18 protein-coding genes are annotated in these 22,635 nt (G+C 69.5%); 9 read left to right on the forward strand and 9 right to left on the reverse strand.

The window, feature by feature from the left end; all coding sequences use genetic code 11:
* Positions 1-61 precede the first annotated feature (61 nt).
* From FMP39_RS28780 to FMP39_RS28805, 6 genes are all read left to right on the forward strand, one after another.
* A complete protein-coding gene (locus FMP39_RS28780) occupies positions 62-472 on the forward strand; it encodes a hypothetical protein (RefSeq protein WP_141593326.1) in 411 nt (136 codons plus the stop codon).
* Positions 473-924: 452 nt separating this feature from the next.
* Positions 925-2,229, forward strand: a complete 1,305-nt coding sequence (locus FMP39_RS28785; protein WP_141593327.1) for an aminotransferase class I/II-fold pyridoxal phosphate-dependent enzyme — start codon at positions 925-927, stop codon at positions 2,227-2,229.
* A gap of 40 nt (positions 2,230-2,269) precedes the next feature.
* The gene (locus FMP39_RS28790) at positions 2,270-3,550 is read left to right on the forward strand and encodes a sterol desaturase family protein (protein ID WP_141593328.1); all 1,281 of its coding nucleotides are present in this window, start codon (positions 2,270-2,272) and stop codon (positions 3,548-3,550) included.
* A gap of 44 nt (positions 3,551-3,594) precedes the next feature.
* Positions 3,595-4,863, forward strand: a complete 1,269-nt coding sequence (locus FMP39_RS28795; RefSeq protein ID WP_141593329.1) for a GNAT family N-acetyltransferase — start codon at positions 3,595-3,597, stop codon at positions 4,861-4,863.
* Positions 4,860-6,053: a GNAT family N-acetyltransferase gene (locus FMP39_RS28800; protein ID WP_141593330.1), complete on the forward strand. Its 1,194-nt coding sequence runs from the start codon at positions 4,860-4,862 to the stop codon at positions 6,051-6,053. The genes FMP39_RS28795 and FMP39_RS28800 overlap by 4 nt, the downstream gene beginning before the upstream one ends.
* Before the next feature lie 2 nt (positions 6,054-6,055).
* Positions 6,056-6,898 (forward strand): formyltransferase family protein, encoded by an 843-nt coding sequence (locus FMP39_RS28805; protein ID WP_141593331.1) that lies wholly within the window; start codon positions 6,056-6,058, stop codon positions 6,896-6,898.
* Positions 6,899-6,963: 65 nt separating this feature from the next.
* Here the strand turns inward: FMP39_RS28805 and FMP39_RS28810 are convergent, their stop codons facing one another.
* Complete coding sequence (locus FMP39_RS28810; protein ID WP_141593332.1) at positions 6,964-7,782, reverse strand: hypothetical protein; 819 nt, start codon at positions 7,780-7,782, stop codon at positions 6,964-6,966.
* Positions 7,783-8,175: 393 nt separating this feature from the next.
* Here FMP39_RS28810 and FMP39_RS28815 point away from each other — a divergent pair, with 393 nt between their 5' ends.
* Positions 8,176-8,550, forward strand: coding sequence for a PilZ domain-containing protein (locus tag FMP39_RS28815; RefSeq protein WP_228558414.1), 375 nt, complete (start codon positions 8,176-8,178; stop codon positions 8,548-8,550).
* On the opposite strand, the gene FMP39_RS28820 is transcribed toward FMP39_RS28815, so the two are convergent.
* The 3 genes from FMP39_RS28820 to FMP39_RS28830 form a co-directional block, all read right to left on the reverse strand.
* Positions 8,545-9,207, reverse strand: coding sequence for a TetR/AcrR family transcriptional regulator (locus FMP39_RS28820; protein WP_141593333.1), 663 nt, complete (start codon positions 9,205-9,207; stop codon positions 8,545-8,547). The genes FMP39_RS28815 and FMP39_RS28820 overlap by 6 nt on opposite strands.
* On the reverse strand, positions 9,207-10,298 hold the full coding sequence (locus FMP39_RS28825) for a saccharopine dehydrogenase NADP-binding domain-containing protein (protein WP_141593334.1): 1,092 nt from the start codon (positions 10,296-10,298) through the stop codon (positions 9,207-9,209). Before FMP39_RS28825 ends, FMP39_RS28820 begins: the two co-directional genes overlap by 1 nt.
* Positions 10,299-10,608: 310 nt before the next feature.
* Positions 10,609-12,672 carry a M6 family metalloprotease domain-containing protein gene (locus tag FMP39_RS28830; protein WP_141593335.1) on the reverse strand — a complete coding sequence of 688 codons (2,064 nt, stop codon included), beginning with the start codon at positions 12,670-12,672 and terminating at the stop codon, positions 10,609-10,611.
* A gap of 531 nt (positions 12,673-13,203) precedes the next feature.
* On the opposite strand from FMP39_RS28830, the gene FMP39_RS28835 reads away from it, so the two are divergent.
* Positions 13,204-14,550: an erythromycin esterase family protein gene (locus tag FMP39_RS28835; protein ID WP_141593336.1), complete on the forward strand. Its 1,347-nt coding sequence runs from the start codon at positions 13,204-13,206 to the stop codon at positions 14,548-14,550.
* 5 nt (positions 14,551-14,555) lie between these two features.
* On the opposite strand, the gene FMP39_RS28840 is transcribed toward FMP39_RS28835, so the two are convergent.
* Complete coding sequence (locus FMP39_RS28840) at positions 14,556-15,182, reverse strand: nuclear transport factor 2 family protein (protein WP_141593337.1); 627 nt, start codon at positions 15,180-15,182, stop codon at positions 14,556-14,558.
* 50 nt (positions 15,183-15,232) lie between these two features.
* Here FMP39_RS28840 and FMP39_RS28845 point away from each other — a divergent pair, with 50 nt between their 5' ends.
* The gene (locus tag FMP39_RS28845) at positions 15,233-16,006 is read left to right on the forward strand and encodes an alpha/beta fold hydrolase (RefSeq protein ID WP_141593338.1); all 774 of its coding nucleotides are present in this window, start codon (positions 15,233-15,235) and stop codon (positions 16,004-16,006) included.
* A 27-nt stretch (positions 16,007-16,033) separates the two neighbouring features.
* Here the strand turns inward: FMP39_RS28845 and FMP39_RS28850 are convergent, their stop codons facing one another.
* From FMP39_RS28850 to FMP39_RS28865, 4 genes are all read right to left on the reverse strand, one after another.
* Positions 16,034-18,217, reverse strand: coding sequence for a caspase family protein (locus FMP39_RS28850; RefSeq protein ID WP_141593339.1), 2,184 nt, complete (start codon positions 18,215-18,217; stop codon positions 16,034-16,036).
* A gap of 89 nt (positions 18,218-18,306) precedes the next feature.
* Positions 18,307-19,227, reverse strand: a complete 921-nt coding sequence (locus FMP39_RS28855) for a hypothetical protein (protein WP_141593340.1) — start codon at positions 19,225-19,227, stop codon at positions 18,307-18,309.
* 1 nt (position 19,228) lies between these two features.
* Positions 19,229-21,991, reverse strand: coding sequence for a TonB family protein (locus FMP39_RS28860; RefSeq protein ID WP_141593341.1), 2,763 nt, complete (start codon positions 21,989-21,991; stop codon positions 19,229-19,231).
* 142 nt (positions 21,992-22,133) lie between these two features.
* A partial coding sequence (locus tag FMP39_RS28865) for an energy transducer TonB (protein WP_141593342.1) occupies positions 22,134-22,635 on the reverse strand: 502 nt, incomplete at its 5' end.

Genomic DNA, 22,635 nt, shown 5'->3' on the forward strand with positions numbered 1-22,635 from the left:
CCTGGGCGGCGCTCACTCCATCTGTTGCAACCAGTAGCTCTCACCCAAGGAGAAACACCCCATGAAGCAGACCCTTGCTGTCCTGGCGGCGCTCGCCGTATCGACCCTGGTGGCCTGTGGTGGCGTTGAAGCCGTGGAGCCGCGGGAGGAGTTGGGGCAGGAGTCGAGCGCCCTCGTCTCCTGCTCGACGGAGTGCGCGACGGGCCCGTCGCTCTCGTGTTGGGGCACGACCTGCTCCGCGTCCAACGACCACTACGTCCAGTGTGACGGCAACTACCAGTACTGCCCCACCACGCCCCCGCCGCCGCTCGACTGCAGCCTGTCGCGAGAGGCGTGCGTGAACGTCCTCGGCCTCGCATGCTCCCCCAGCGGCTCCACGCGGAAGTGCTGCATCGAAGACATGCCCATCGGCAACTGCCAGTGCATGCACAACGGCCAGTGGACGTGCACCGTCCCGGTCGAAGACCCGTAGACCCATCCCGCGACCCGACAGACACGTGGAAGCCCAGGGAGCGGGCGTGCCCGACGCGCCCGCTCCTCCTTTCTTCGCGCCAGACGCTCCCAGCACACGCCATGGGTTGAGCGCGCCGAAGGAAGCTGAAGGATGGCTCAGGTAGCGAATCCGCTATTTACGTAAAAATCTGGCTATCCATTGACACGCTGTCCATTGCTCGATATTTGTGATTCGCCACGAATGGGGGACCGTATCGAGCATCCTCAGGAATGCTCAGCGGCGTGGCTGCCCAGAACCCACACATCGTCACAACTGCGCTGGAGACCTCTCCACGAACAGCGGCCCCCTCCTTCCGGGCCGCCGGTCAGGATTCGTACGCTCGTATCCGCGGCTCGAGTGGCGCGGAGGGTGGGACGCGTCTGTCCGGCGGACGGAAGTGCCCGCCAGACGCGCACCAGGAAGCCACCGTCATGGACCCAACCCGCAATGCCTTTCCCGAGAAGAACCGCAATCTCGCCGTGGGCTCCGCCCGGCTCCAGGAAGTCCAGAAGGCGGTCCATTACTACGTGGACAACCATCACTGTGACGTCATTGGGCGGGTGTTTCACGGGATGCCAGGCCGGGAGGCGCGCGTCAGCTTCAGTCCGACGCGCCGGGATGTGAGGCTGAGCGCGGAGGGGCCTCGGGACGTCCTCCACTTCGGCTCCTACAACTACTCCGGGCTGAACGGGCACCCACGCGTGGTGGCCGCGGCGGAGGCGGCGCTGCGCCGCTACGGGACGACGGTCAGCGGCGTGCGTCTGCTCAACGGGACGTGTGAGTTGCACCTGGAGCTGGAGCGCGCGCTGGCGGAGTTCCTGGGCTTCGAGGACTGCGTCACCTACAGCAGCGGCTACGCGGCGAACCTGTCCGTGCTGTCCGCGCTGTGTGGCGAGGGCGACGTGGTGCTGTCGGACATGCTCAACCACCAGTCCATCATCGACGGGCTGAAGCTGTCCGGCGCGGACATCCGCACCTACCGGCACAAGAGCCTGCGCAGCATCGAGTCCACGCTGAAGAAGCTGCCGTACGAGCAGCGCAAGTTCATCATCACCGACGGCGTCTTCAGCATGGACGGCGACGTGGCGGACCTGCCGGGCATCGTGGCGCTGGCGGAGAGCTACAACGCCTTCATCCTCGTGGATGACGCACACGCCACCGCCGCCATGGGGCCCAACGGCCGTGGCACCCCGGCCTACTTCGGACTCCAGTCGCAGGTGGACGTGCTCACCGGCAGCCTCAGCAAGGGCCTGCCGGGCATCGGCGGGTTCGCCGCCGGTTCCAAGGCCACCATCGACCTGCTGCGCTTCGGCTCCAACGGCTACATCTTCTCCGCCTCGCTGCCGCCGCCCATCGCCGCGGGGCTGCTGGAGGGCATCCGCATCCTCCAGGAGCAGCCCGAGCTCCAGGAGCGCCTGCACCACAACGAGAACTACCTGCGCGCCGGCATCCGCTCCATGGGCCTGGACTGCATGAACAGCGAGTCCCCCATCATCCCCATCCTGATGCCCGCCTACGAGAAGACGTTCGAGCTGACGCGTCTGCTCCACCTGGAGGGCATCTACGTCAACCCGGTGGGCTACCCCGCCGTGAGCAAGAACCGCACGCGCCTGCGCATCAACGTCAGCGCCAACCTCACCCAGGCGGACCTGGACCGCTTCCTGGACGCGCTGGACCGATGCAGCCGCAAACTCAACCTCCAGGACACGCCGCCGCTCCAGCAGACCGGCACCTGAGCCGGCGCCCTACGCCACCCACGCCACTGGAAGACCCGCCATGGACCTCAAGGAACAGCTCCTCTACGGCCTGCCCGTGTTCCTCGCTCCCATCCTCATCGAGCTGGTGGTGGGGCTCTTGCGGCGCAAGCCGGCCTACCGGCTCAATGACCTGCTCACCAATGTGACGATGAGCCTGCTCACCGTCCTGGGCAGCGTGGTCATCGCGGGCGCCACCTTCGTCTTCTACGGCTACGTCTACAAGCACCACGCCCTCTTCAGCCTGGCGAAGGACTCCGCGTGGACGTGGGTGGTGGCCTTCTTCGCCTACGACTTCTTCTATTACTGGGCGCACCGGATGCACCACACCATGGCGTGGATGTGGGGCGTCCACGTCGCCCACCACTCCGGCGAGGACATGAACTTCGGCCTCGCGGTGCGGCAGAGCGCGCTGGGTGAGCTGACCACGTGGCCCTTCTTCGTCCCCATGGCGCTGCTGGGCATCGCGCCGGAGGTGTTCCTGGGCATCACCGGCATCCAGCTCCTCTTCCAGTACGCCATCCACAACACCTACGTGCCGCCGCTGGGCTGGCTGGAGTACGTGCTCGTCACGCCCTCCCAGCACCGCGTCCACCACAGCCGCAACACGCCGTACATCGACAAGAACTACGGCAACATCCTCGTCGTCTGGGATTTGCTGTTCCGCACCTACCAGCCGGAGCTGAAGGACCAGCCTCCCGTCTACGGCCTGCGCAGCAGCCTGCGCTCGTGGAACCCTCTCACCGCGCACTTCCACTACTTCGTGGAGCTGTTCCAGAAGTCCGCCGCCTGCGCGCGGCTGGCCGACAAGGCGCTGTGCTTCATCAAGGGGCCGGACTGGAACCCGCCGTCGCTGCGCCAGGAGCGCTTCAGCGGCCCCCCGGATGGCGGCCCGTCCGCCACCTTCAAGAAGTACGACCCGCGCCTGCCCCTGCCCGTCACCGCCTACTGCGTGACACAGTTCTTCAGCCTGGCGGCCAGCATCCTGCTGCTGGCGTGGTACCTGGACACGCTCAGCCCCGTGGCCCGCGCCGTGACGCTGGGGCTGGTCCTCTTCGGTACCTGGAGCCTGGGCGCGCTGATGGACTCGCGCGCCTTCGCGTGGCGGCAGGAGTTCGCGCGGCTGGTGGGTATCGCACTGCTGGGTCCCGCCCTGGCGCTGATGGAGGGCGTGCCGCTGGTCAGCGCGCTCCCCATCCTGCTCCACCCCGTCCTCAGCGCCGCGTGGCTGCTGCGCTTCCGCGCCGCGTTCCACGAAGGCGCTGACACCTCCGCGCGAGACTCCAGCGCCCTGGCCGCCTGAAAGCCCCGCTCCCTGTTTCGACGTCCCCAACCCACCCGAAAGACATGACCGCGTCCGCACCCGTCACCGGAAGCGCTCCCGCCTTCCACACCTTCCCGCGCCCGCTCGACGTGCGTTGGGTCGGCTCCATCAACGACATCGGCCGGGAGGACTGGCACACCTGCTTCCCACCCACCGACGTGATGCAGTCCTTCGAGCTGCACCAGGCCACCGAGGCCGCCAGCATCGAGGATGTCCGGTTCCACTACCTGGTCCTCCGGAACGAGGGCGCGGTGGTGGCCATCGTCCCCTGCTTCCGCTTCCGGATGTCGCTGACGGTCATCGCCCCGGAGAATGTCAACAAGGTGGTGTCCCAGGTCCGCCGCGCGCTCCCGGACTTCCTCTTCCTGAATGCGTTCGTCATCGGCACGCCCATCGCCATCTGCAAGGACTTGCTGGGCATCCGCACGGACCTGCCGAAGGCGCGGCGTGACGACGTGCTGCGCGCCATCTCCCGCGAGGTGATTGCCCGCGCCCGGCACCTGAAGCTGGGCCTGGTCTTCATGAAGGAGTTCACCTCCCAGAAGCTGCCAGAGGTGAAGGACGTGCTGTCCCCGCGCTTCCACTTCGTGGAGAGCGCGGCCACCACCTACCTGTACCTGGGCGAGCCCGGGAAGAGCACCTTCAAGGACCGGCTGCGCAAGAAGTACCGCTCCCTGATGAACAACCGCATGGCCCGCGTCCAGGAGGCGGGCATGCGCTGGGAGACCGTCTCCGACTTCTCACGCTACGCCGCGCAGATGCACCCGCTGTACCTGCAGGTCCTCAACCGCTCGAAGATTCGCTTCGAGACGCTCAGCGTGGACTTCTTCGCCCAACTGCCCCAGCGCCTGGGCGACCGCGTCTTCGCGCTGCTGTGCTTCAAGGGCGAGCAGTTGGTGTCCTTCGAGCTGTTCCTCAAGGACGCGGAGTGGGTCCACCCCATCTACCTGGGCCTGGACTACAGCCTCCGCGACGAGGGCGCGCTGTACTTCAACAGCATCTACAAAATCGTGGAGGTGCTGGAGTCCCAGGGCAAGTCGGTGGTGCAGTTGGGCCAGACGAGCTACGCGGTGAAGGCCAGCATCGGCGCGGTGGTGGACCGGCTGTACCTGGCCGTGCACCACACCCACCCGGTGCTGGACCAGTTGCTGAAGCGCTTCGGCGCGGAGCTCTTCCCGCCCACGCCCCTGCCCCGCTCGCAGCGCGTGTTCCGGGACATGAAGGAGAACGACGACGGCCTGGCCCGCCATGGCATCCACTTCGAGCGGCTGGACGCGGAGGGCGACGAATGACGGCGAAGGCGGGCATCACCACGAAAGTCGTCCCTCGCATCCGGGACGTGCCCCAGGCGCTGTGGGACGACAAGGTGGCGCGGGGACACCCCTTCAAGAGCGCCGCGTTCCTCTCCTGCCTGGAGGACTCGTTCCCGGAGCGGAAGTTCGGCTACCTCATCGTGTCGCAAGGCGCGGACGTCGTCGGACTGGCGGTCATCACCGAGGAGCGCCTGGACTTGAGCCTGCTGCTGCCGGAGCAGGTGGGCACGCTGACCAGGGGCGTGCGCAAGGTACTGCCCGGCTTCCTGTCGCTGGGCCTGGGCATGGTGGGCACCTTCGAAACGGCGGAGCGGCACTGGTGGTACGACGCGCAACGCGTTTCCGAGCATGACTTCGCGCGGGCACTGCTCGCCGCTTGCGACGAGGTGTGTGGCAACGCCGCGCTGCTGCTGGTGCGCGACTTCATGGAGGCCCTGCCCGAGGACGTGCGCCTGGAGTCGTGGTTCCTCCAGCGGGGCTTCAAGCAGGTGGCCAACCACCCCATGGCCATGGTGACGCTGGACGGGCTGAGCAGCGAGGCCCACTTCCAGCGGCTGAAGAAGAAGTCGCGGCAGAACCTGCGCAAGAAGTTGAAGGACGCGGAGGCGCTGGGCTTCCAGGTGGAGCGGGTGCGGGACTTCCGCCCCCTCATCGACGAGTGCTACCCGCTCTACCTCCAGGTCCACGAGGGCGCGTCGGAGTTCAAGCGCAACCCGTTCCCTCGGGCCTTCTTCGAGACCATCGCGGAGCGGATGCCCACAACCAGCAGCTTCCTCACGCTGCGCGACTCGGCCGGGCACCTGATTGCCTTCATCCTCACGGGCACCGGGGGCGGCATCAACAACCCCTTCTGCATCGGCATGGACTACGCCCGGACGGAAGGCACGCCGGCCTACTACCTGATGATGTGGAAGGAAATCGAACACGCGGCCCGCACGGGATGCCGCGTGGTGGACCTGGGCCTCACCAGCTACTTCGTGAAGCAGACGGTGGGCGCGGAGCTGGAGGGCATGACGATGGCTGCCCGCATCCAGTCCGCGTGGCTGCGGCCCCTGCTCAATCCCCTGCTGCCCGCGCTGCTGAGCGAGAAGCAGCCGCAGGAGCGGCGGAAGTTCCGCGTCTCCACCTTCGACGACGACTCGCAGCCCCCCACTGACCAGGCCGCCTGACCATGCTCCGCTTCGCCTACGGCTGCATTCCCTCCGTCATGTCCCTGTACTTCGCCAACACCCTGGTGCGGCGAGCAGGGCGGACACCCGCGTGCATCCTCCTGTCCGCGGGGGGCCTGCGCTTCCAGAAGAAGCGCTACACCCCGGCCCAGGTGCTGCCTGTCTTCCTGAAGCAGTTTGGCCCGCGCTTCACCGGCTACAACGTGCTCGCCGGGCTGAGTGGCTCGCTGCCCTTCAGCATTCCCGCTTCGGGGTTGATGAGCTTCCAGGCGCTCTCCCAGGCGTATGGCATTCCGCTGGTCATCAGTGATGACTTCTCCGGAGCGGCCACGGTGAGCGAGCTCGAGCGGCACCGGGTGGAGTTGTTCCTCACCAGCATGTGCGATCAAATCATCCGGGAGCCGCTGCTCAGTCTGCCGCGCCATGGCTGTTTGAACATCCATCCATCGCTGCTGCCGGAGTTCCGCGGCGTGGACTCCGTCTTCCAGGCCATGCTGAACGGCGTGTCTGAGATTGGTACGACCCTCCACCGCACCACCGCCCGCATCGACGCGGGCGACGTACTGGCCCAGAGCGCGTTCACCCGCTCGGCCGCCGATTCCCACCTGGCGCTGACGGCGAAGGCGACCGCCGCGGGCATTGCCCTGCTCGAGCGGCACATGGAGGTGTTGGAGCGCGGAGAGACGCCGGACGCGCGCCCCATCGACGTGAGCCGGGCGCGCCATCCCTACCGCTCCTGGCCGGAACGGGAGGAGCTGCGCCGCTTCCACGCCCAGGGGAACACCTTCTGGCGGGCGTCGGACTTCCGCCGCCTCCTCGCCTTCGAGGACGTGCTGGCGGCATGACGCGGCGGAAACGACACGCCGGACGGGAGAGGCTCCCGCCCGGCGTGGGTGCTTCGGACTGCGGACTACTTGCCGCGGATGACGGACTCGCTGTGGATGGTCAGCGCGCTCGCGGCGGCCGTCAGGTCAATGGCCGAGAAGCTGGTGTACGGGTAGTGGCCATCGCCCAGCTCCTCGACGAACTCGACGTAGTCGCCGCTGACCTCGCGGCCGTCGAAGTTGAACGTGAAGGCTCCCGGCGTCGCGCTGCGGAAAGCCCACACGCAGGCGCCCGAGGGGATGGAGTCATTGAACCCGAAGGTCATGTGGTTGCGGAAGCCGATGTGGATGGGCGTGAAGCGGATGTGGATGTCGTACCAGGACGCGTCCATCGGGAACCAGAGACCGCGGTTGATGTGCCGGCCCTGGAACTGACCGCCGTTGTACACGTACACGCTGTAGGTCGAACCGCCCGGCGTGCCGGTGAACTGCGGATGGAACGTCACCTGGCCCGGCTCACTGCCGATGCCGACCTGGATGGTGCTGACCACCTGGTTGCCATCACGCGCCGCCAGGGCGAAGCCCTGTCCGGCCTTGGCGAGGTCCTGGAAGACGGCCTTCTGCTCCCACTGCGTCGCGGCGGCGAAGTTGCTGGAGACGCCGTCGTTGGCGGCCTTCTCCAGGCCGGTGACGTTGAGGCCCTTCTCCGTGCGCTCGAGCTTCGCGTTGCCCGTGGCGCAGTTCTTGATGCCGGCGAAGGTCTCAACGCACTGCTGCTCCACAGGCGCTTCCTGGGCCGAAAGCGCGTCAGCCTCGGCAGGCTGCGACTCCTCGCCCTGGCAACCCGCGGCCGTCAGACTCAGGAGTGCTGCCGCCATCAGGCGGCCCGTCAGCTTGATGCTCATGGATGAAAAACCTCTCGTTGGGGGATGACGACTGCCGGGTCTCCGGTGAAGACCCGGAGTCCGCGTTTGCACCCAGCGCGCCAGCGCGAGGCGGACGGCGCCGCCGCTCGGTGAGGGCTCACCGGCCACCCCGCTCGCGAGCACGTGACGTAGCGCGCGGCGTCACAGAAACCCGGCTCCTGTGACGAGCCCTGTTACACCCCAGCCAGCCAAGGAGCGCCTTTCCCGCGGCTTCATGAAGCCCGGGGCGCGGGTCGAACGAGACACCTTTCGGGTGTGTGCACTGCGGGCTGGTTGGGTCCTGAGATTTCGTACCAACCCGCCATATCCCCTATGCTTCGTCACCGTCGCCCGGGAGCCCGGCCGGACTTCCCCCCCGGAGAAGGCTGGAACATGAACAGCGCCAGCGTGAATGAATCCCCCACGGATCGTCGTCGCTTTCCTCGGCTCGAGGCGCCGCTCTATGCCCGGCCCGCGCGACTCAGGCGCGTGGACAAGCAGCAGGTGCTGGACGCCAGCCTGGGGGGCATCCGCATCTACTCCGACGAGCAGTACACCCAGGACTCCGAGTTGGAGCTGGACCTGTTCCTCCGCGACGGCACTTCGTTGGAGTGCAAAGCGCGTGTGGCCTGGACGCGCAAGCTGGCCAAGGACGCGGTGGCGCGGTTTGAAGTCGGCCTGGCCTTCACGGACGTACCGCCGCTGGCCATGGACAAGCTCAAGTCGGTGCTCGTCGTGGATGACGAGGGCGGCCCGGCCGACTCATAGCTTCCCGGCGGCGGGGACGCCCGCCAGGGCTTCCTCCAACACGGCCCGCAACTCCTGCTCCAACCCTGGCACCGAGGCCCTCCGGAGCGCACCGCCGCCTCTGAAGAGTGACAGCCCCTCCAGGAATGCGACCACCAGCGCCGCGCGACGCTCCAGGCGTGACGGGCTGAGCCCGGGCGCCAGTTCACGCAGCAACGCCACGACGCCCGCCCGGAAGCCCGCGTAGAAGACGGCGAGCGCGTCCGCGACCATCTCATCCCGTGCGGCGAGCGCCCACAGCTCCGCGAAGAGCTGGCAATGACGCGGGGACCCCTGGTCCTCCAGCAGGGCCTCCACCGCGCGACGAAGCCGCTCCACCGGCGCACGGCCGCCTTCCTCCACCCGCGCATGCACCCGTTGGCTGGCGGCTTCCAGGTAGCGCGCGAGCAGCGCCCGCACCACGTCCTGCTTCGCGGGGAAGTAATACTGGAGGTTGCCCACGCTGAGCCCCGCCCGCTGAGCCACCCGGCGCAGCGTGAGCCCCGAATGGCCCTCCTCCACCAGTGTGTCGGTGGCCGCATCGAGGATGGACGCCACGCGCTCGGTCCCCTTGGCGTGGACGGCGGTCCCCTCGCGAGGCTTCGACGACGGCAGCTTCCCCCGCGTGGCGCGTGGCATCAGGCCGCCTCCCGGCGCGGTTGTTCGTCGAACCGGACCTGGACGCCGCACCCGCGCAGGGCGGCCAGGGCCTGCTCCGGACGCGCATCGTGCTCCGGGAACCACACACCCGCGGCGGGAGGCGGCGCGCCATCCCATCCCAGCAATCGCTCCGTCCCCAGCACCGCGCCCACGGCCGTGAGGTGGGCCTGTCCCTTCGGGTCCACCACCTCGATGCGCAGCGCTCCGCGAGGGCCTTCCACGTCCGCGACCCACGCCGCCTCACCGCCCGTGCCGCTGCTGGCCATCAGCGCGCGCCGCACGGACGTCAGGCGGGGATGCTGGAGCAGCCGGAGCAGCCCCACCTGCTGGAGCGCCGCGAGCATCCAGGTGACGGTGCCCGAATCGAACCCCAGCCGCGTCGACACCGTGCGCGCGCCCAGCACCAGCGGCAGCGTGGCCTGCTCGGGCGTGTCGAGCCGGAAGACACGCGTGGGCCGCCCATCCGGGAACATCACCCGGCGGCCGTCCGTCAGCGGCAACACCTGCCGCTCCTTCCCTCCCTCCGTGATGTCGAAGGCCATCCCCAGCCGGTCCATGTACTCCACCGAGTCGGGACCGGCCTGGTCCGCCAGGGCGAAGCGGATGCCCACGTCGACGCGCTCGACGCCCCCCACCCGCTCCGACGCGCCCGCGACGAGCCTGGGCACCAGTCCCGCCATCCACGCGGAGCTGAGCAGGACGGGAGCCCGTGGGGGCGTCCCCGACAGCCGCAGCACCGCCGACTTCACACGCGACGTCCAGCGGGTGATGTCGAGCACCGCCACGCCTTCCCGGACCGCCGAGCGCAGCACCGCGTCGTCCGGGTCATTGACCAGCGACACCACGGCCCTGGGCCGTCCGGACAGGCACGCCAGCGGGTCGGGCGCCGTCACATCCAGCACCGCGGCTTCCGCGTTCCCCAGCCGCCGGGCCAACGCCTCCGCGGGTTCGCGGCGGCGGCCAGCGATGACCAGCGGAAGGTCCGGATGCCGCTCCCGCAGCAACTGCGCGAGCCACGTCCCCACCACGCCGTAGCCCCCCACCAGAACGACACTGTCCTCAGCCACCATTGCGCGCTCCACCCGCCCGGCGAGGGCCATCCACGCCGCCTGGAGCCTTTATTAGGTCGATTGACCTATATTTTCACGACAATCGTCCTGGCCGCGCGGCAGTGGGTGGTCCACGTCCCTGGCGTCGTGCTCCGGCCCCGACTGATGCGCGGCGCAGGCCCCTTCGTCTTCACTTCACCCAGGATGTGGGCGTGGACGCAGTGGCCGAGCGCATCCTCGGCGCGTGGCGGCAGCGCACTGGCGCCCGGACATCCTGAAGTCACACGTCCGCTCGCGGCGGTGATGAATCGCCGCGAGCGGACTCGCGACATCACCTCGAGCGCGTCAGCGGCTCGGCCACGTTCACGGTGGCGGTGCCGTGCCACACGAGGCCGTACTCGTCCTTGTAGATGTCCAGGTCCACCGTGTGGCTGCCGCGCGCCTCCGGTGGAATGGACTTCGTCATCGTGAAAGCGAAGGCGCCACCCGGCGGCAGGTTCACGCCCCAGTCGGAAAAGGCGGTGTCCCAGGCCGACGGCAGGTTGGAATAGAAGTCGTACCAGACCCAATCACACGACGCGGAGTCGTTGTTGGTGACGTTCACCGTCCAGGTGACATCCGTTCCCGGCGCCGCCGTCACTGCCTGCGGTGACAGCGTGACGGTAGGCGACGCGGTGACACAACGCTCGACGATGTCGATGTCCGCCGTGCCTTGCACCGTGTGGCCGTCTCGCGTGGCGGCCAGGCCCACGGCGTACGTGCCGGGCGCCGCGCTGTAGGGCGCATACGCCTGGAGGCCCAATGACAACGAAGCGGACGCGGCGACAGTGACTTGTGCGGGCAGACGGTCGGAGCCCCACCCCTGCGGAAGGAGGGCGGAGACCTGGAAGGTGGACGGCGAACACGTAGGCGAGTCGTGGTTGACGAGAATGACCTCGAACTCCGGCCGGCCTCCGGGCCAGGACGTGGGGGCGAAGGACGTCACCTGCACCTCGTGGGGTGCGCGGACGCACGCGGATTGACGGTGCGCGATGCTCACGACGAGTCCCGCGGACGTCGCCGCGTTCACGGTCACGGAGAGGGTGCTGTAGGGGTCGTCCCACGTCGTGCCCGGAAGCAAGGCCGGGTCGGTCCACGACGCCGTCTGCGGCGTGAAGTCGAGCAGGTGCGAGCCACTCAGCGTCGTCGCATCCGCGTAGTGCACGAGCGCGCCGCCGAACACCTGCGGCGCCAGCGTCGCCTCATAGCCCCCCACGGGCTGGCGGAACTCCAACCACAGCCAGTCATTGCTCCCAGGCCGCCGCCGCACCTTGAGCGCCTTCAGCCCGCCCGACGCGACCACGGGCGCGAGGGTGAAGGTGCCGTCCACACCGTCCACTTCGGCCACGGCGGACGCATCCAGCCAGCCGATGCGTGCCTTCTGCGGCGCCGCGTAGTGGCCCAGGTTCCACCGTCCCATCGTCGAGAAGACATCCCCGTACTCGTCGATGACTCCCGTCGCCCCCGGCAGGCCCAGGGCCTCCGCGCCGAAGTCGCGCGAGCTCGCGTGGCCCAACGTGAGGTTGTGCCCCGCCTCGTGCGTCACCAACTCCACGGCACTGTCGTGGACCATCATGGACTCCGCCACGAGCCACGACGTGGAGGCCGTCACGGTACCGTCCGCCGTCTGCACCTGCCCACAGGACACCGTGGCCTGACCGGCGTAGGAACAGCCCGCCAGGGGGCGTGGGTGGACAATGAAGATGCGGTCGTACTGCGTGAAGTCCACGTCCGCGTCCGCCGCCCGCACCGCGGCCTCACGCATGGCCGCGCCTTCACTGCACGAATAGGCGCGGTCCAGCGTGTACCCGCTCACCACGTCGCCAGTGGTGGTGGTGCGGCCCTCGGACACCTCGCTCCAGTAATCCGCCAGCGAGCGGCGCGTCGTGGAGAAGAACACGTCGTGGACCGCCTGCGGGGTGAGGCCGGGCCGGGCCATGCCGGGGAACTCCGTCATGATGACCAGGCTGCGCTGCACGCCGCTGACGCCACACGCGCTCGCCGTGCTCAGCGAGGACGCGGCATGGGTGTCCACGTCCACGCCCTGGGCGATGAGTTGGCCGCCCTGCTCGCGCCCACGCACCTTCACCTGGAGCCCGCTGCGCAGGCCCGGCGGCGCGCCGTGTTCGAAGCGCACCTGGCGGTGCTGGTTCCCCTGCTTCACGAAGTACTCTTCCCACGACGCGGCGGGCGCGGGCGGGTCCACCACCACGACCTCCAGCTCACCTTCCCATGACTCCTGACGGCTCACCGTTTCGTGTGGTGGCGACCCGTCCTGCGCTTCATCCACGTCGGAAACCTGCGCGCTACAGGCCGCGAGCCACACGGCCGATACCATGCTCCACGTGCGGGACATTTCCCCTCCGGAGAACGGCGGCCCGGAACGGGGCGCCGCGCGCCTTGTGCACGGAGCGATTCACTCGCGCAACGCATCCCCGACGAAGCCACGAGGAATTCACGCGGAAGGGATTGGAGACGCAGCGCGGTTCGCTCGCGAGGTCTGATCGCTCACGGAGCGGCGGCTGCGCTCAGCGCCCGGGCGGGATGCCCAGGTCCAGCGGCTCACGCTGACTTCGATGGGGTGGCGCACCAAGACGCCAAACGGCCCCGGGGTGACGCCCGTCTCTCTTCTTGTCGGAGTCGTCGCGGCCCGCCTTCGCCGCCACGGACTGGGCGGACGACGCGCCGTCCAGGGACACCCGTGCCCGAGCCATCGCCTTCGTGAGGTCCCGCCCTGGACTGCGATGCCCGCCTAGCGCTGGGGACCCGATGGGGTGCTGGCACGCGGCCACGTGAATGCAACGGAGGGGGTGCCTCCCCGTCCGCCGCCCGGGCTGAGGGAAAGGCACGATGGACACTCCGCCAGGTCCGCCCCACCTTGTGAGGCATGGGTTCAATGGAGGAGGACGCCCCGGAGGTGTCGGCCGCCCTGCTGGAGGGCATCCGAGCCGCCGCGCTCCCCGTGTCGGGCCGCGCTTCGGACCTGGACCCGCTCATCGAGAGCATCGGTGATGCGCGGTTCGTCCTGCTGGGCGAGGCCACACACGGGACACACGAGTTCTACCAGGCACGCGCCACCCTCACCCGCCGCCTCATCGCCGAGCAGGGCTTCCGCGCGCTGGTGGTGGAGGCCGACTGGCCGGCCGCCCTCCGTGTCGACGCGTTCGTGCGGGGTAACGGGCAGGACGCGACGGCCGCTGGCGCCCTGGGCAACTTCCAGCGATTCCCTCGGTGGATGTGGCGCAACCGGGAGATGGAGGAGCTGGTCACCTGGATGCGCGCCCACAACGCCACGGTGCCACCGGAGCAGCGGGCCGGCTTCTACGGCATGGACCTGTACAGCCTTCACGACTCCATGCGGGAGGTGGTGGCCTGGTTGGACACGGTGGACCCGGATGCCGCGCAGCGGGCCCGCGAGCGCTACGCCTGCTTCGACCACTTCGGCCCCGAGCCCCACGTCTATGGCCAGTCCACCACGTCGGGGCAGGCGGACTCGTGCGAGGAGCAGGTCTGGGCCCAGTTCGTGGAGTTGCAGCGGCGGAGGACTCGAGGGCCCGAGGACGCGGACGCCCGCTTCCATGCCGAGCAGAACGCCCGGCTCGTCGCCAACGCGGAGGCGTACTACCGCGCCGTGTATGCAGGCCGGCACGAAGGCTGGAACCTGCGTGACACGCACATGGCGGACACGGTGGACGCGCTCGCGGCGCACCTGTCACGCAGCGGTCCACCGGCCCGGCTGGTCATCTGGGCGCACAACTCCCACCTGGGTGATGCCCGCGCCACGCAACTGGGCGACCAGGGAGAGCTCAACGTGGGCCAGCTCCTGCGCGAGCGGCACGGCGCGGCCACCTACAACGTGGGCTTCACCACGTACACGGGCGTGGTCATCGCCGCGCACGAATGGGACGAGCCCGGCCTGCGACGCCGCATCCAGCCCGCCATGTCCGGCAGCTACGAGCGCCTGTTCCACGACGTGGGCATGCCCGCGTTCCTGCTGCGCATGGCCGAGCTGGGCGAAGCGGCGGGCGGCCTGCACGAGCGCCGCCTGGAGCGCGCCATCGGCGTGGTGTACGCGCCGCGCACCGAGCGGTGGAGCCACTACTTCCACGCGAACCTGCCCGCGCAGTTCGACGCGGTGCTGCACTACGACGAGACGCGGGCATTGCGCCCGTTGGACTCGGATGCCGGGCACGGGGAGGAGGACGCGCCCGACACGTATCCCTTCGGGTTGTGAGGAGGCTAGTTCGCCTGAGCGGGCGCCCTCTCCTTGATGGGCGGCGTCTGCGGCGAGGGCACCTTCGCCGGCGGCGCCTTCCAGGTGGAGGACTTCCCGGGCGTCTTCTGGCCCCGGGCCAGGTGCCGCTCGATGCGCCGCTTCACCTCCGGCAGCACGTCGTTGGGGATGGGGATGGAGAGGTTGTACTGGGCAATCTTCCAGGTGCCGGCGTCCTTCACCAGCACGCCACTGCCGCGGCTGGGGCCCAGGTTGGGCGTATCCAACGCCTCGTCGAACCAGGCCACCGCGCCATCCTTCGAGAGGAAGATGTGGCGTGACGTCGCCTTGAAGTTCCAGGCCTTGCCCTTGGAGAAGTACGGCTTCGCCCAGGCGCGGAATTCGTCACGGGTCCAACGCTCGGTGGCGTCGGTGCCCAGGTACACCGCGTCGTCGGTGAAGTGGCCGAAGTAGCGCGCCTCGTCCGCGGCGGCGGCGGCCTGGTGCCAATCATCCAGCACGGCGGTGATGGCTGCCTTCGGGTCGGCGGGGGCCGTGTTCGCGGGAGCAGAGGCGAGCACGAAGAGCAGCAAGGAAACGGTGGGCACGCGGAAGACCTCGTCAGGCAGGGCGTTCAAGGTATGAAGCGGCACGGCCCGCCCCGCGTCAAGGCGAACGGGGCGGCGAGAAAGGCACGAATCGCATGGTCCTCGAGAGTTTCCTGGTGGGTGAGGGCGATGTGCCCACGGTGATGCTGCACGGCTTCCTGGGCACGGGGCGCAATCTGCGCTCACTGGCGACGGCGTGGAGCGCGGCGGACCCGAGCCGGCGCATCCTCCTGCCGGACCTCACCGGGCACGGGACGTCCCCTGCGCTGCCGGCGAACTCGGACCTCTACAGCATGGCCCGGGACGTGGTGGACACGGCGCGTGCGCAGGGGTTCCAGGGTCCGTTCGACTGGGTGGGGCATTCACTTGGGGGACGGGTGACGCTCGCGGCGAGCCTGAACGTGCCGGAGGCCGTCCGGAGCGTGTCGCTGCTGGACATCGCACCGGGGCCTGTCCCAGGAGACTTGTCGGAGAGCGGCAAGGTGCTGGGCATCCTGCTCCAGGCTCCGGCCCAGGCGGAGAACCGCCGGGCGATGCGCGCGGAGCTCACGGGCCGCGGCTTGTCGGAGCCGCTGGCGGACTGGCTGCTGATGAACCTGGTGACGGAGGAGAGCGGCGTGCGCTGGCGCTTCGACCGGCAGGCACTGGCGGGCCTGCACTCGCGCGTGAATGACACGGACCTGTGGACAGCGGTGGAGCGCAAGGACGGCCCGCCGATGCGGTGCCTTCGGGGTGGCCGCTCGAAGTATGTGAGTGACGCGGACGTGGAGCGCCTGGTGGCCGCGGGCTGCCCGGTGGAGACGTTGCCGGAGGCCGGGCACTTCGTCCACGTGGACGCGCCGCAAGCGGTGTTGGCGTGGCTGCGCTGAGCTACTGCTGAACCTGGAGGATGCGCCTCAGATGCGCACGCCCAGGAGCAGTCCGGGCCACATCCGGACGCCGCCGGGGCCGCGGCCCAGCTTCCACTGCGGCAGCCAGCTCACGTCGCGGTCCTCGTCCTGGGATGACGGGTCGTACGCGTTGAGGGATACACCGCCGAAGAGCGCGAAGCGCCGCTTGAGCTCCCACCCCAGCGTGGCGCGCATCCGGAACAGCGTGTTCTTGGGCCCCGAGCCATAGAAGTTCGGCTGCCAGCTGCCGTACGACAGGTCCACGTCCAGCGAGTAGCGGTCCGCCGCATCCAGCGGGACGTGCACGCCCAGGCCCATGTTGAGGAAGGTCCGCAGCGAGTCCTCGCCAATCCCCACGCCCGTGGTGGCCAGCACATAGACTGTCCGGCTCCCATACTTGATGCCCACCGACAGGGGCATGACGTCGTCGGCGGAGAGCTCCAGCACGAAGCGTCCCTTGCGCACGATGCTCAAGAAGCCGATGGGCACCGACACGTCATCCGCGATGTTGATGAACCCCAGCTGCACACCGCGCACCTCGGCCGCCACGTTGATGAGGCCCACCTGCGCGCCCGCGACGTCCCCGGAGATGTTGATGAGGCCCACCTGCGCGCCCGCGAGCCGCTCCGCCAGGTTGATGCCCACGGCCGCCTGCACGCCACGGAGGCGCGCCGCCGCGCGGTTCGCCGTGGTGCTCACCTGGAAGCCCGTGAAGTCCCGCTCGGCCATGTTGAAGACGGCGGACACCTGCCCGCCCGTCCCGCCACCGAATGCGAGGTTGCCGCCGAACGCCGTCTGGAGACCGAAAATCTCCCCGCCCGCCACGTTCGCCACGCCCGACACCTGGAACCCCTCCACCGTCCCGTCCACCCACCCCACGCCAGCGGACACGCCCAACCCCTGAAGCTGCATCGAGCGCACGCCCAGCACGCCCAGCGCCAGGTGGTTGCGCCCGCCGCCTCCCCACAGCGAGGTGGTGGCCAGCGGCGGCACCAGCGACAGGTTGAAGGGCACGGAGGGCATGTCGCCGAGGACGACCGGCTCGCCGGTGGACAGGGCCTCGGCCCGCATGTCCGTCCCGCCTCGCGCCGCCGTGCGCGTGAGCGTCATGGGAACGAAGTGCTCGGCGCGAAGCTCCGAGCCCCCCTTCGGCGACACCGTCAACTCCGCCTCGAACCGCTGCGAGGGACGCTCCAGCACGACCTGATAGCGCCCCGCCTCCAGCCCCAGCGCCAGACGCCGGCCCGCGGGCTTCTGCAGCTCCGCGACCAGCTGGTTGCCCCAGTCGCGCACGAAGAGGCGGCCCTGCACGTCCTCCGCCACCGTGAGCCGCACGCGCGAGGTGCGCAGGTCCGTCAGCACCAGGTCGCCGCTGCCCGCCAGTTGGATGTCATACGCCGCGTGCTGCGGACCGCCCTGCGAGCGCTCCGTGCGCGCCAGCGTTTCATGGAAGGCGAACTGGTAGGCCTCGTGCAGGGTGACGCGGCCGTCGCCGCTGGCGTCCGCCGCGCCGCGCAGGCCCGTCACCAGGAAGTGCGTGAAGAAGGACGCGCCAATGGCGTCCGACTCCTGCGCCACTTCATCCGCGGAGCTGGAGGCGAGGTATGCGTGGCCCCGCACCTGCGACGCCGCGTCCATGAGGAAGCCCGGCCGGTGCACCCCACCCTTGAAGCGCGTCACCGCGCCGGAGCCGCACGAGTCCAGAATCGCGATGCGCACGTCCACGGGCACCGCGCCCAGCCCCTGCTTCAGCGCCGCGTAGGTCAGCCGCTCCCCGCGCGGCAGCAACCCCTCCGCGTCCGAGTGGCCCGAGTAGTAGAGCACCAGCTCGCTGCGAACGCCGTCGGCGGCCGCGGCCTCCACCAGCACCCGCATCCGCTCCAGCGCGCCCAGCAGGCCCTTCCGGTCCGCCTCCAGCAGCAGCACGCGGTCCGCCACCGCCACGCCGCCCAGCTCCCCCAGCACGCGGGACATGGCCAGCGCATCCGAGCCCGCGTAGCGCAGCCGCTCGCGTCCCTCACCGCCCTCGCTGGAGCCCACGAGCAGCGCGAAGCGGCGCAGCGTCACCGGGGGCTCTTCCGCCGGGGGCGGCGTGGCCGCGGCGGACACCGTGGCCCACACGCCCAGGCAGGCGACGGCCAGCAGACCGCACCGGCGGCCCCATTCCCCAGCAGTGGTGCGTCTCATCATCCGCGTTCCACCCCACGCGTCAGGCCCGGCCCGGCCTCAAGCGAGTCCCCTCGGCATATCTCGACTGGAGGCCGGCGAGCGAGCCCGGCTCACGGGCTCCAGAGCGCCCGGCGCACCAACCAGGAACTGCCGCCCCGGCCGTCCCGCACCACCGCCCAGAACGTCACCTCTTGCGCCTGCGCGCCCTCTGGCGGCTCCCACTCCGTGCGGTGCCGTCCTTCCTGCCCGCCGAAGGACGAGCCACCCGTCTCCTGCGGCGAGAACTCGCCCAGCGTCGCGTGCCACGAAATCACCCAGCTCTCCCGCAGCGTCACCGCCTCCAGCCGCAGCCCGGGCACCACGTAGGTCTCCTGCAAGGCCACCACGTCCTCGGACGTCACCACGAAGGGCCCGGCACCCCGCAGCTCCAGCGGCGCCTCCGCAGCCCAGGCCACGTCGTCCACGCGCAGGCCCGGAATCACCGGCTGCACGTTGGCCCGCATCCCCTCCACCGCCGGGCACCAGAAGACCATCAGCTTCTGCGCGTACACCCGCGCCTCCCCCGCCTGCGTGAAGAGGACCAGCGGCATGCGCAGGCCGCCCAGCCCCAGGTAGGGGTCCAGCGCCTGCACCCGCGCCAGCAGCGGCGTGTCATCCGCCAGCGTGGCCGCGCCCGGTTGGATGCTGAGCGTCAGCTCACCGGGCGCGGTGGTGCCCTCCGCGAGCAGCACGCGGTTGGACTCGTTCGCGCACGTCCGGTCCTCGGGGTCCGCGCACGCCCACAACGTGTACTGGATGGGACGGCCCTCGCCCGCCGGGTCCACCAGCAGCGCGCGGTATGTCACGGGCTCGGAGAGTTCATCCAGCGTCGCCGGGTTGAGCTCACAAGCAGACGCCATGAACTCCGGCGGCTCCGTGGCGAGACCGAGCACTCGGAAGTCGTGGACGCGCGAAGGCTGGTCCTCGACATCGACACACGCGGTGGCCCCCAGCAGCAGCAACAGGCCGCCATACTCGAGCAGGGTCTTCATCTCAGAAGCTTCCTTTCACACCCACCACGGGGAGGATGGGGATGCCCGGCACCTCGTACTCCCGACGGAACCGGTAGTCGTTGAAGACGAACTCGACGTTCTTCGCGTTGTAGAGGTTCTGCACGTCCAGGTAGGCCGTGAGCGTCCAGCTCTGGAACCGCCAGCTCTTGTCCACGCGCACGTCCAGTTGGTGGAAGCCGCCCGTGCGGTCGGAGAAGTAGGGACCGAACGTCGCGTTGTAGCGGTTGCGGTCCGCGTCGTAGACGTCATGGCCGCTCGCCAGCGGCGTCATGGGCCGGCCGCTGGTGTAGCGGAAGCGGCCACCCAGCTCCCAGCCGTCGCCCAGCACATAGCCCGCCACCATCGTGAGGATGTGCGTCTGGTCCCAGGGGCTGAGGCCATAGGTGGAGTCGTCCGGCACGCTGCCGCCACCGAAGGCCCCTCCGCCCTTGGGCGGCGGCCCCACGCGCCCGTCCTCCGCGCGGCTGAAGGTGTACGAGAGCCAGCCGGACCACTTGTCCGTCGCGGAGGCGCGCTCCTTCTTCAGCATCACCTCCACGCCATACGCGCGGCCGATGCCGTCGTTGGAGTACGGCAGCGTGAAGACGCCGCCACCCTCGTTGGCGACGAGCTGGCCGGGCGACACGATGTTGTTGAAGCGGCGGTTGAAGAAGCCGGTGACGTCCACGTTGAGCACGTCGGTGATGCGGTGCTCCACGCCCAGGCTGCTCTGGAACGCGCGCTGGTAGGCGAGGTCCGGGTTGCCGTAGGGCGCGGTGATGAAGCGGAACGTCTCTGGCGGCTGGCTGTAGAGGCCCAGCGAGCCCTTGAGGTTGGTACGTGAGGTCGCCGCGTAGCGGACCCAGAGCCGCGGGTCCAGCGCCAGGTTCCGCGTGTTGCCCACCGTCTGGAGGTTGCCGCGAACGCCCGGCGTGAAGGTGAAGCGCCCCACCAGCAGGTCCGCTTCCAGGAAGAGCGCGCCGTCAAAGGAGCTCAGGGCAATCTGCTCCTCCAGCTGCTGGCCCACCGGCTCGGCCCCGGGGAAGGGCACGTACTCGATGCCGCCCGGCGCGGGGAAGGACACGTCGTAGCGCTCGTGCTCGAAGACGATGTCCAGACCCGTGCGGAGGGTGAGCGCGGAGGACAGCTCGATGCCCAGTACCTCGCGGGCGCCCAGCGTGTACGTCTTGCCCTCCTGCCGCGCGAGCCCGAAGTCGATGTTGTTGCGGTCCATGCCGACGAAGGGCGTGAAGACGGACCACATCGCGCCCTTGCGGTAGGTCCAGTCGCCCTTCACCCGGTGGAAGTTCATGCGCGTGTCCAGCTCCAGGTCCCGCTCCGTCTCGGGACCGGTGGACACCACGCGGAGCTGGTCATCACTGCCGAAGGCCATGATGTAGCCGGAGCTGCGCGCGCCCCCCGCCGTCACGGTCGTGTCATCGTTGGGCGTCCCGCGCTTCGCGCCGAAGTCCACGCGCAGCTGGTAGTCCCAATAACGCGGCACCACGGAGAGCGTGCCCCCTTCCGTCTCCGGCAGGACGGCGGGCAGAATCGCGTCGATGTACGAACGGCGCGCGGCGGCGGCCACGCTGATGCCGTCCGTAATCGGGCTCTCCAGGAAGAAGCCCGCGTCCAGCAGGTCCACCTTCACCGAGCCGTGCAGCGTGTCCGATGCGCCCTTGCGCGTGCCCACCTCGACGATGCCGCCCACCGCGCGGCCGTACTGGCTGCCGTAACCGCCCGGGAAGAAGTCGAGCTGGTCGATGAACTCGGCGTTGACCACCGAGGGTCCGCCGAGCAGGTGGAACAGGAGGGGGATTTCGACCCCGTCCATCATCGTCGACGTCTGGCCCGGGTTCGAGCCACGCACCAGCAGCTCACCGGAGATGAAGGGCGCGCGAGCCACGCCCGGCAGCGACTGGATGACGCGGATGGGGTCGCCGAAGGAGCCCGGCGTCTTCTGCGCCTCCTCGCGGGTGATGGTGCGGCGCACCACCTCCTTCTTCGGCCGGTCGGAGCGCACCACCGTCTCCAGGCCGCCGCCCGAGGGCGCGAGGTAGAAGTTCACCTCCGTCGTCTCGTTCGCCTTCAGCTCCTCCTTCGTCTGGTAGAGCTGGAAGCCCGTGGCCACCACGCGCACCTCGCAGGTGCCCGCGGGCACCTCGAGCGTAAAGCGGCCGTCCTCGTCGGACATCACCTCGGGCGCGTCCGCGTCGTCGCCGCAGCGCACGGTGGCGTTGGGCACCCGCGAACGGCTGCCGCGGGAGATGAGCTGGCCGGTGAGCGTGGCCTTGGGCTGCTCGGCCTCCACGGCCTCGGCGCCCGCCTCCGGCTCCGGCGCGGTGAGGGTGAAGTGATAGACGTACTCCACCTGCACCGGCGCGGGCACGCCGTCGACCTCGGCGGGCGAGAAGCGGAACTGGCGCACCGCCGCGATGGCCGCCTCGTCGAAGCCGTTGCCCACCGGCTCGGTGGGCAGCACCTCGGCGACGGAGCCGTCATCCGCGATGGTGATGATGAGCCGCACCGACGCGGTGAGCCCCTGCGCGAGCGCCTCGGGCGGGTACTGCGCCTCCACCTGCTGCACCAGTTCGGGAGGCTTGGTGATGGTGGGCTGGGCCTGCGCCTCAGGTGGCGTGGCCGCGTCCGTGGGAGGCGCGCCGGCCTGGGGTGCCTGCGCGAGCACGGGCGCCGCCAGCAGGAGCGAGGCCGCGACGAGCGCGCCTCGAGCTTTCAGGGTGGAGGACATGGCGTGTCCAAGCATACGGGTGAGGGGGTTGCCGCTCCCGCTGAAAGAGAGACGGAGCGATGGCGAGGTGGAATCCCGGCAATGCCCGTGGGGATGGGTACCCCTGACATGCCGGGCACGCCTGGGCTCCGCCGCTCTCCCAGCGGGAGTGGCGACATCAATCGAGCAGGAAGGTGTACGAGTATTTCATCTCCGTGGAGACAGGCTCGCCGCCCTTGATGGCGGGCTTGAAGCGGAAGCGGCGGATGGCATCCCTCGCCGCCTCGTTGAGGCCGTAGCCGGGCCCCTTGAGAATCTTCACCGCCACCACCTTGCCCTCGTGGTCGATGGTGATGGAGAGCGTGACGGTGCCCTCCACGCCCGCGCGGCGCGCTTCCTCCGGATAGGGAATCTTCACCTCGGAGGCCACCGTGGGCTCGGAGTCCACCTGGTAGATGGGCGCGTACTTCGGCGCGCTGTACGCCTTCACCTCCTGGGGCGCCTTCGCCGTGGGGCCTGTCCTTCCGTAGAGCGTGTTGCCCACGGGCGCGGCGAACGAGCCCGCGCTGGTGGTGGAGGACATCGTCATGCCCACCACGAGCGGCGGCGGCTTGGGGGCCTCGGCCACCTTCACCGGCGGCGGCTTCACCACCTTGGGCTTGGGAGGCGGCGGCTTGGGC

Source organism: Myxococcus sp. AB056, from assembly GCF_006547365.1.
GTDB classification, from domain to species: domain Bacteria; phylum Myxococcota; class Myxococcia; order Myxococcales; family Myxococcaceae; genus Myxococcus; species Myxococcus virescens.

Bases quoted from the DNA above. Each gene is read 5' to 3' on its own strand.
- FMP39_RS28780 (WP_141593326.1), top strand. From the start codon at position 62: ATGAAGCAGACCCTTGCTGTCCTGGCGGCGCTCGCCGTATCGACCCTG.
- FMP39_RS28785 (WP_141593327.1), top strand. From the start codon at position 925: ATGGACCCAACCCGCAATGCCTTTCCCGAGAAGAACCGCAATCTCGCC.
- FMP39_RS28790 (WP_141593328.1), top strand. From the start codon at position 2,270: ATGGACCTCAAGGAACAGCTCCTCTACGGCCTGCCCGTGTTCCTCGCT.
- FMP39_RS28795 (WP_141593329.1), top strand. From the start codon at position 3,595: ATGACCGCGTCCGCACCCGTCACCGGAAGCGCTCCCGCCTTCCACACC.
- FMP39_RS28800 (WP_141593330.1), top strand. From the start codon at position 4,860: ATGACGGCGAAGGCGGGCATCACCACGAAAGTCGTCCCTCGCATCCGG.
- FMP39_RS28805 (WP_141593331.1), top strand. From the start codon at position 6,056: ATGCTCCGCTTCGCCTACGGCTGCATTCCCTCCGTCATGTCCCTGTAC.
- FMP39_RS28810 (WP_141593332.1), bottom strand. From the start codon at position 7,782: ATGAGCATCAAGCTGACGGGCCGCCTGATGGCGGCAGCACTCCTGAGT.
- FMP39_RS28815 (WP_228558414.1), top strand. From the start codon at position 8,176: ATGAACAGCGCCAGCGTGAATGAATCCCCCACGGATCGTCGTCGCTTT.
- FMP39_RS28820 (WP_141593333.1), bottom strand. From the start codon at position 9,207: ATGCCACGCGCCACGCGGGGGAAGCTGCCGTCGTCGAAGCCTCGCGAG.
- FMP39_RS28825 (WP_141593334.1), bottom strand. From the start codon at position 10,298: ATGGTGGCTGAGGACAGTGTCGTTCTGGTGGGGGGCTACGGCGTGGTG.
- FMP39_RS28830 (WP_141593335.1), bottom strand. From the start codon at position 12,672: ATGTCCCGCACGTGGAGCATGGTATCGGCCGTGTGGCTCGCGGCCTGT.
- FMP39_RS28835 (WP_141593336.1), top strand. From the start codon at position 13,204: ATGGGTTCAATGGAGGAGGACGCCCCGGAGGTGTCGGCCGCCCTGCTG.
- FMP39_RS28845 (WP_141593338.1), top strand. From the start codon at position 15,233: ATGGTCCTCGAGAGTTTCCTGGTGGGTGAGGGCGATGTGCCCACGGTG.
- FMP39_RS28850 (WP_141593339.1), bottom strand. From the start codon at position 18,217: ATGATGAGACGCACCACTGCTGGGGAATGGGGCCGCCGGTGCGGTCTG.
- FMP39_RS28855 (WP_141593340.1), bottom strand. From the start codon at position 19,227: ATGAAGACCCTGCTCGAGTATGGCGGCCTGTTGCTGCTGCTGGGGGCC.
- FMP39_RS28860 (WP_141593341.1), bottom strand. From the start codon at position 21,991: ATGCTTGGACACGCCATGTCCTCCACCCTGAAAGCTCGAGGCGCGCTC.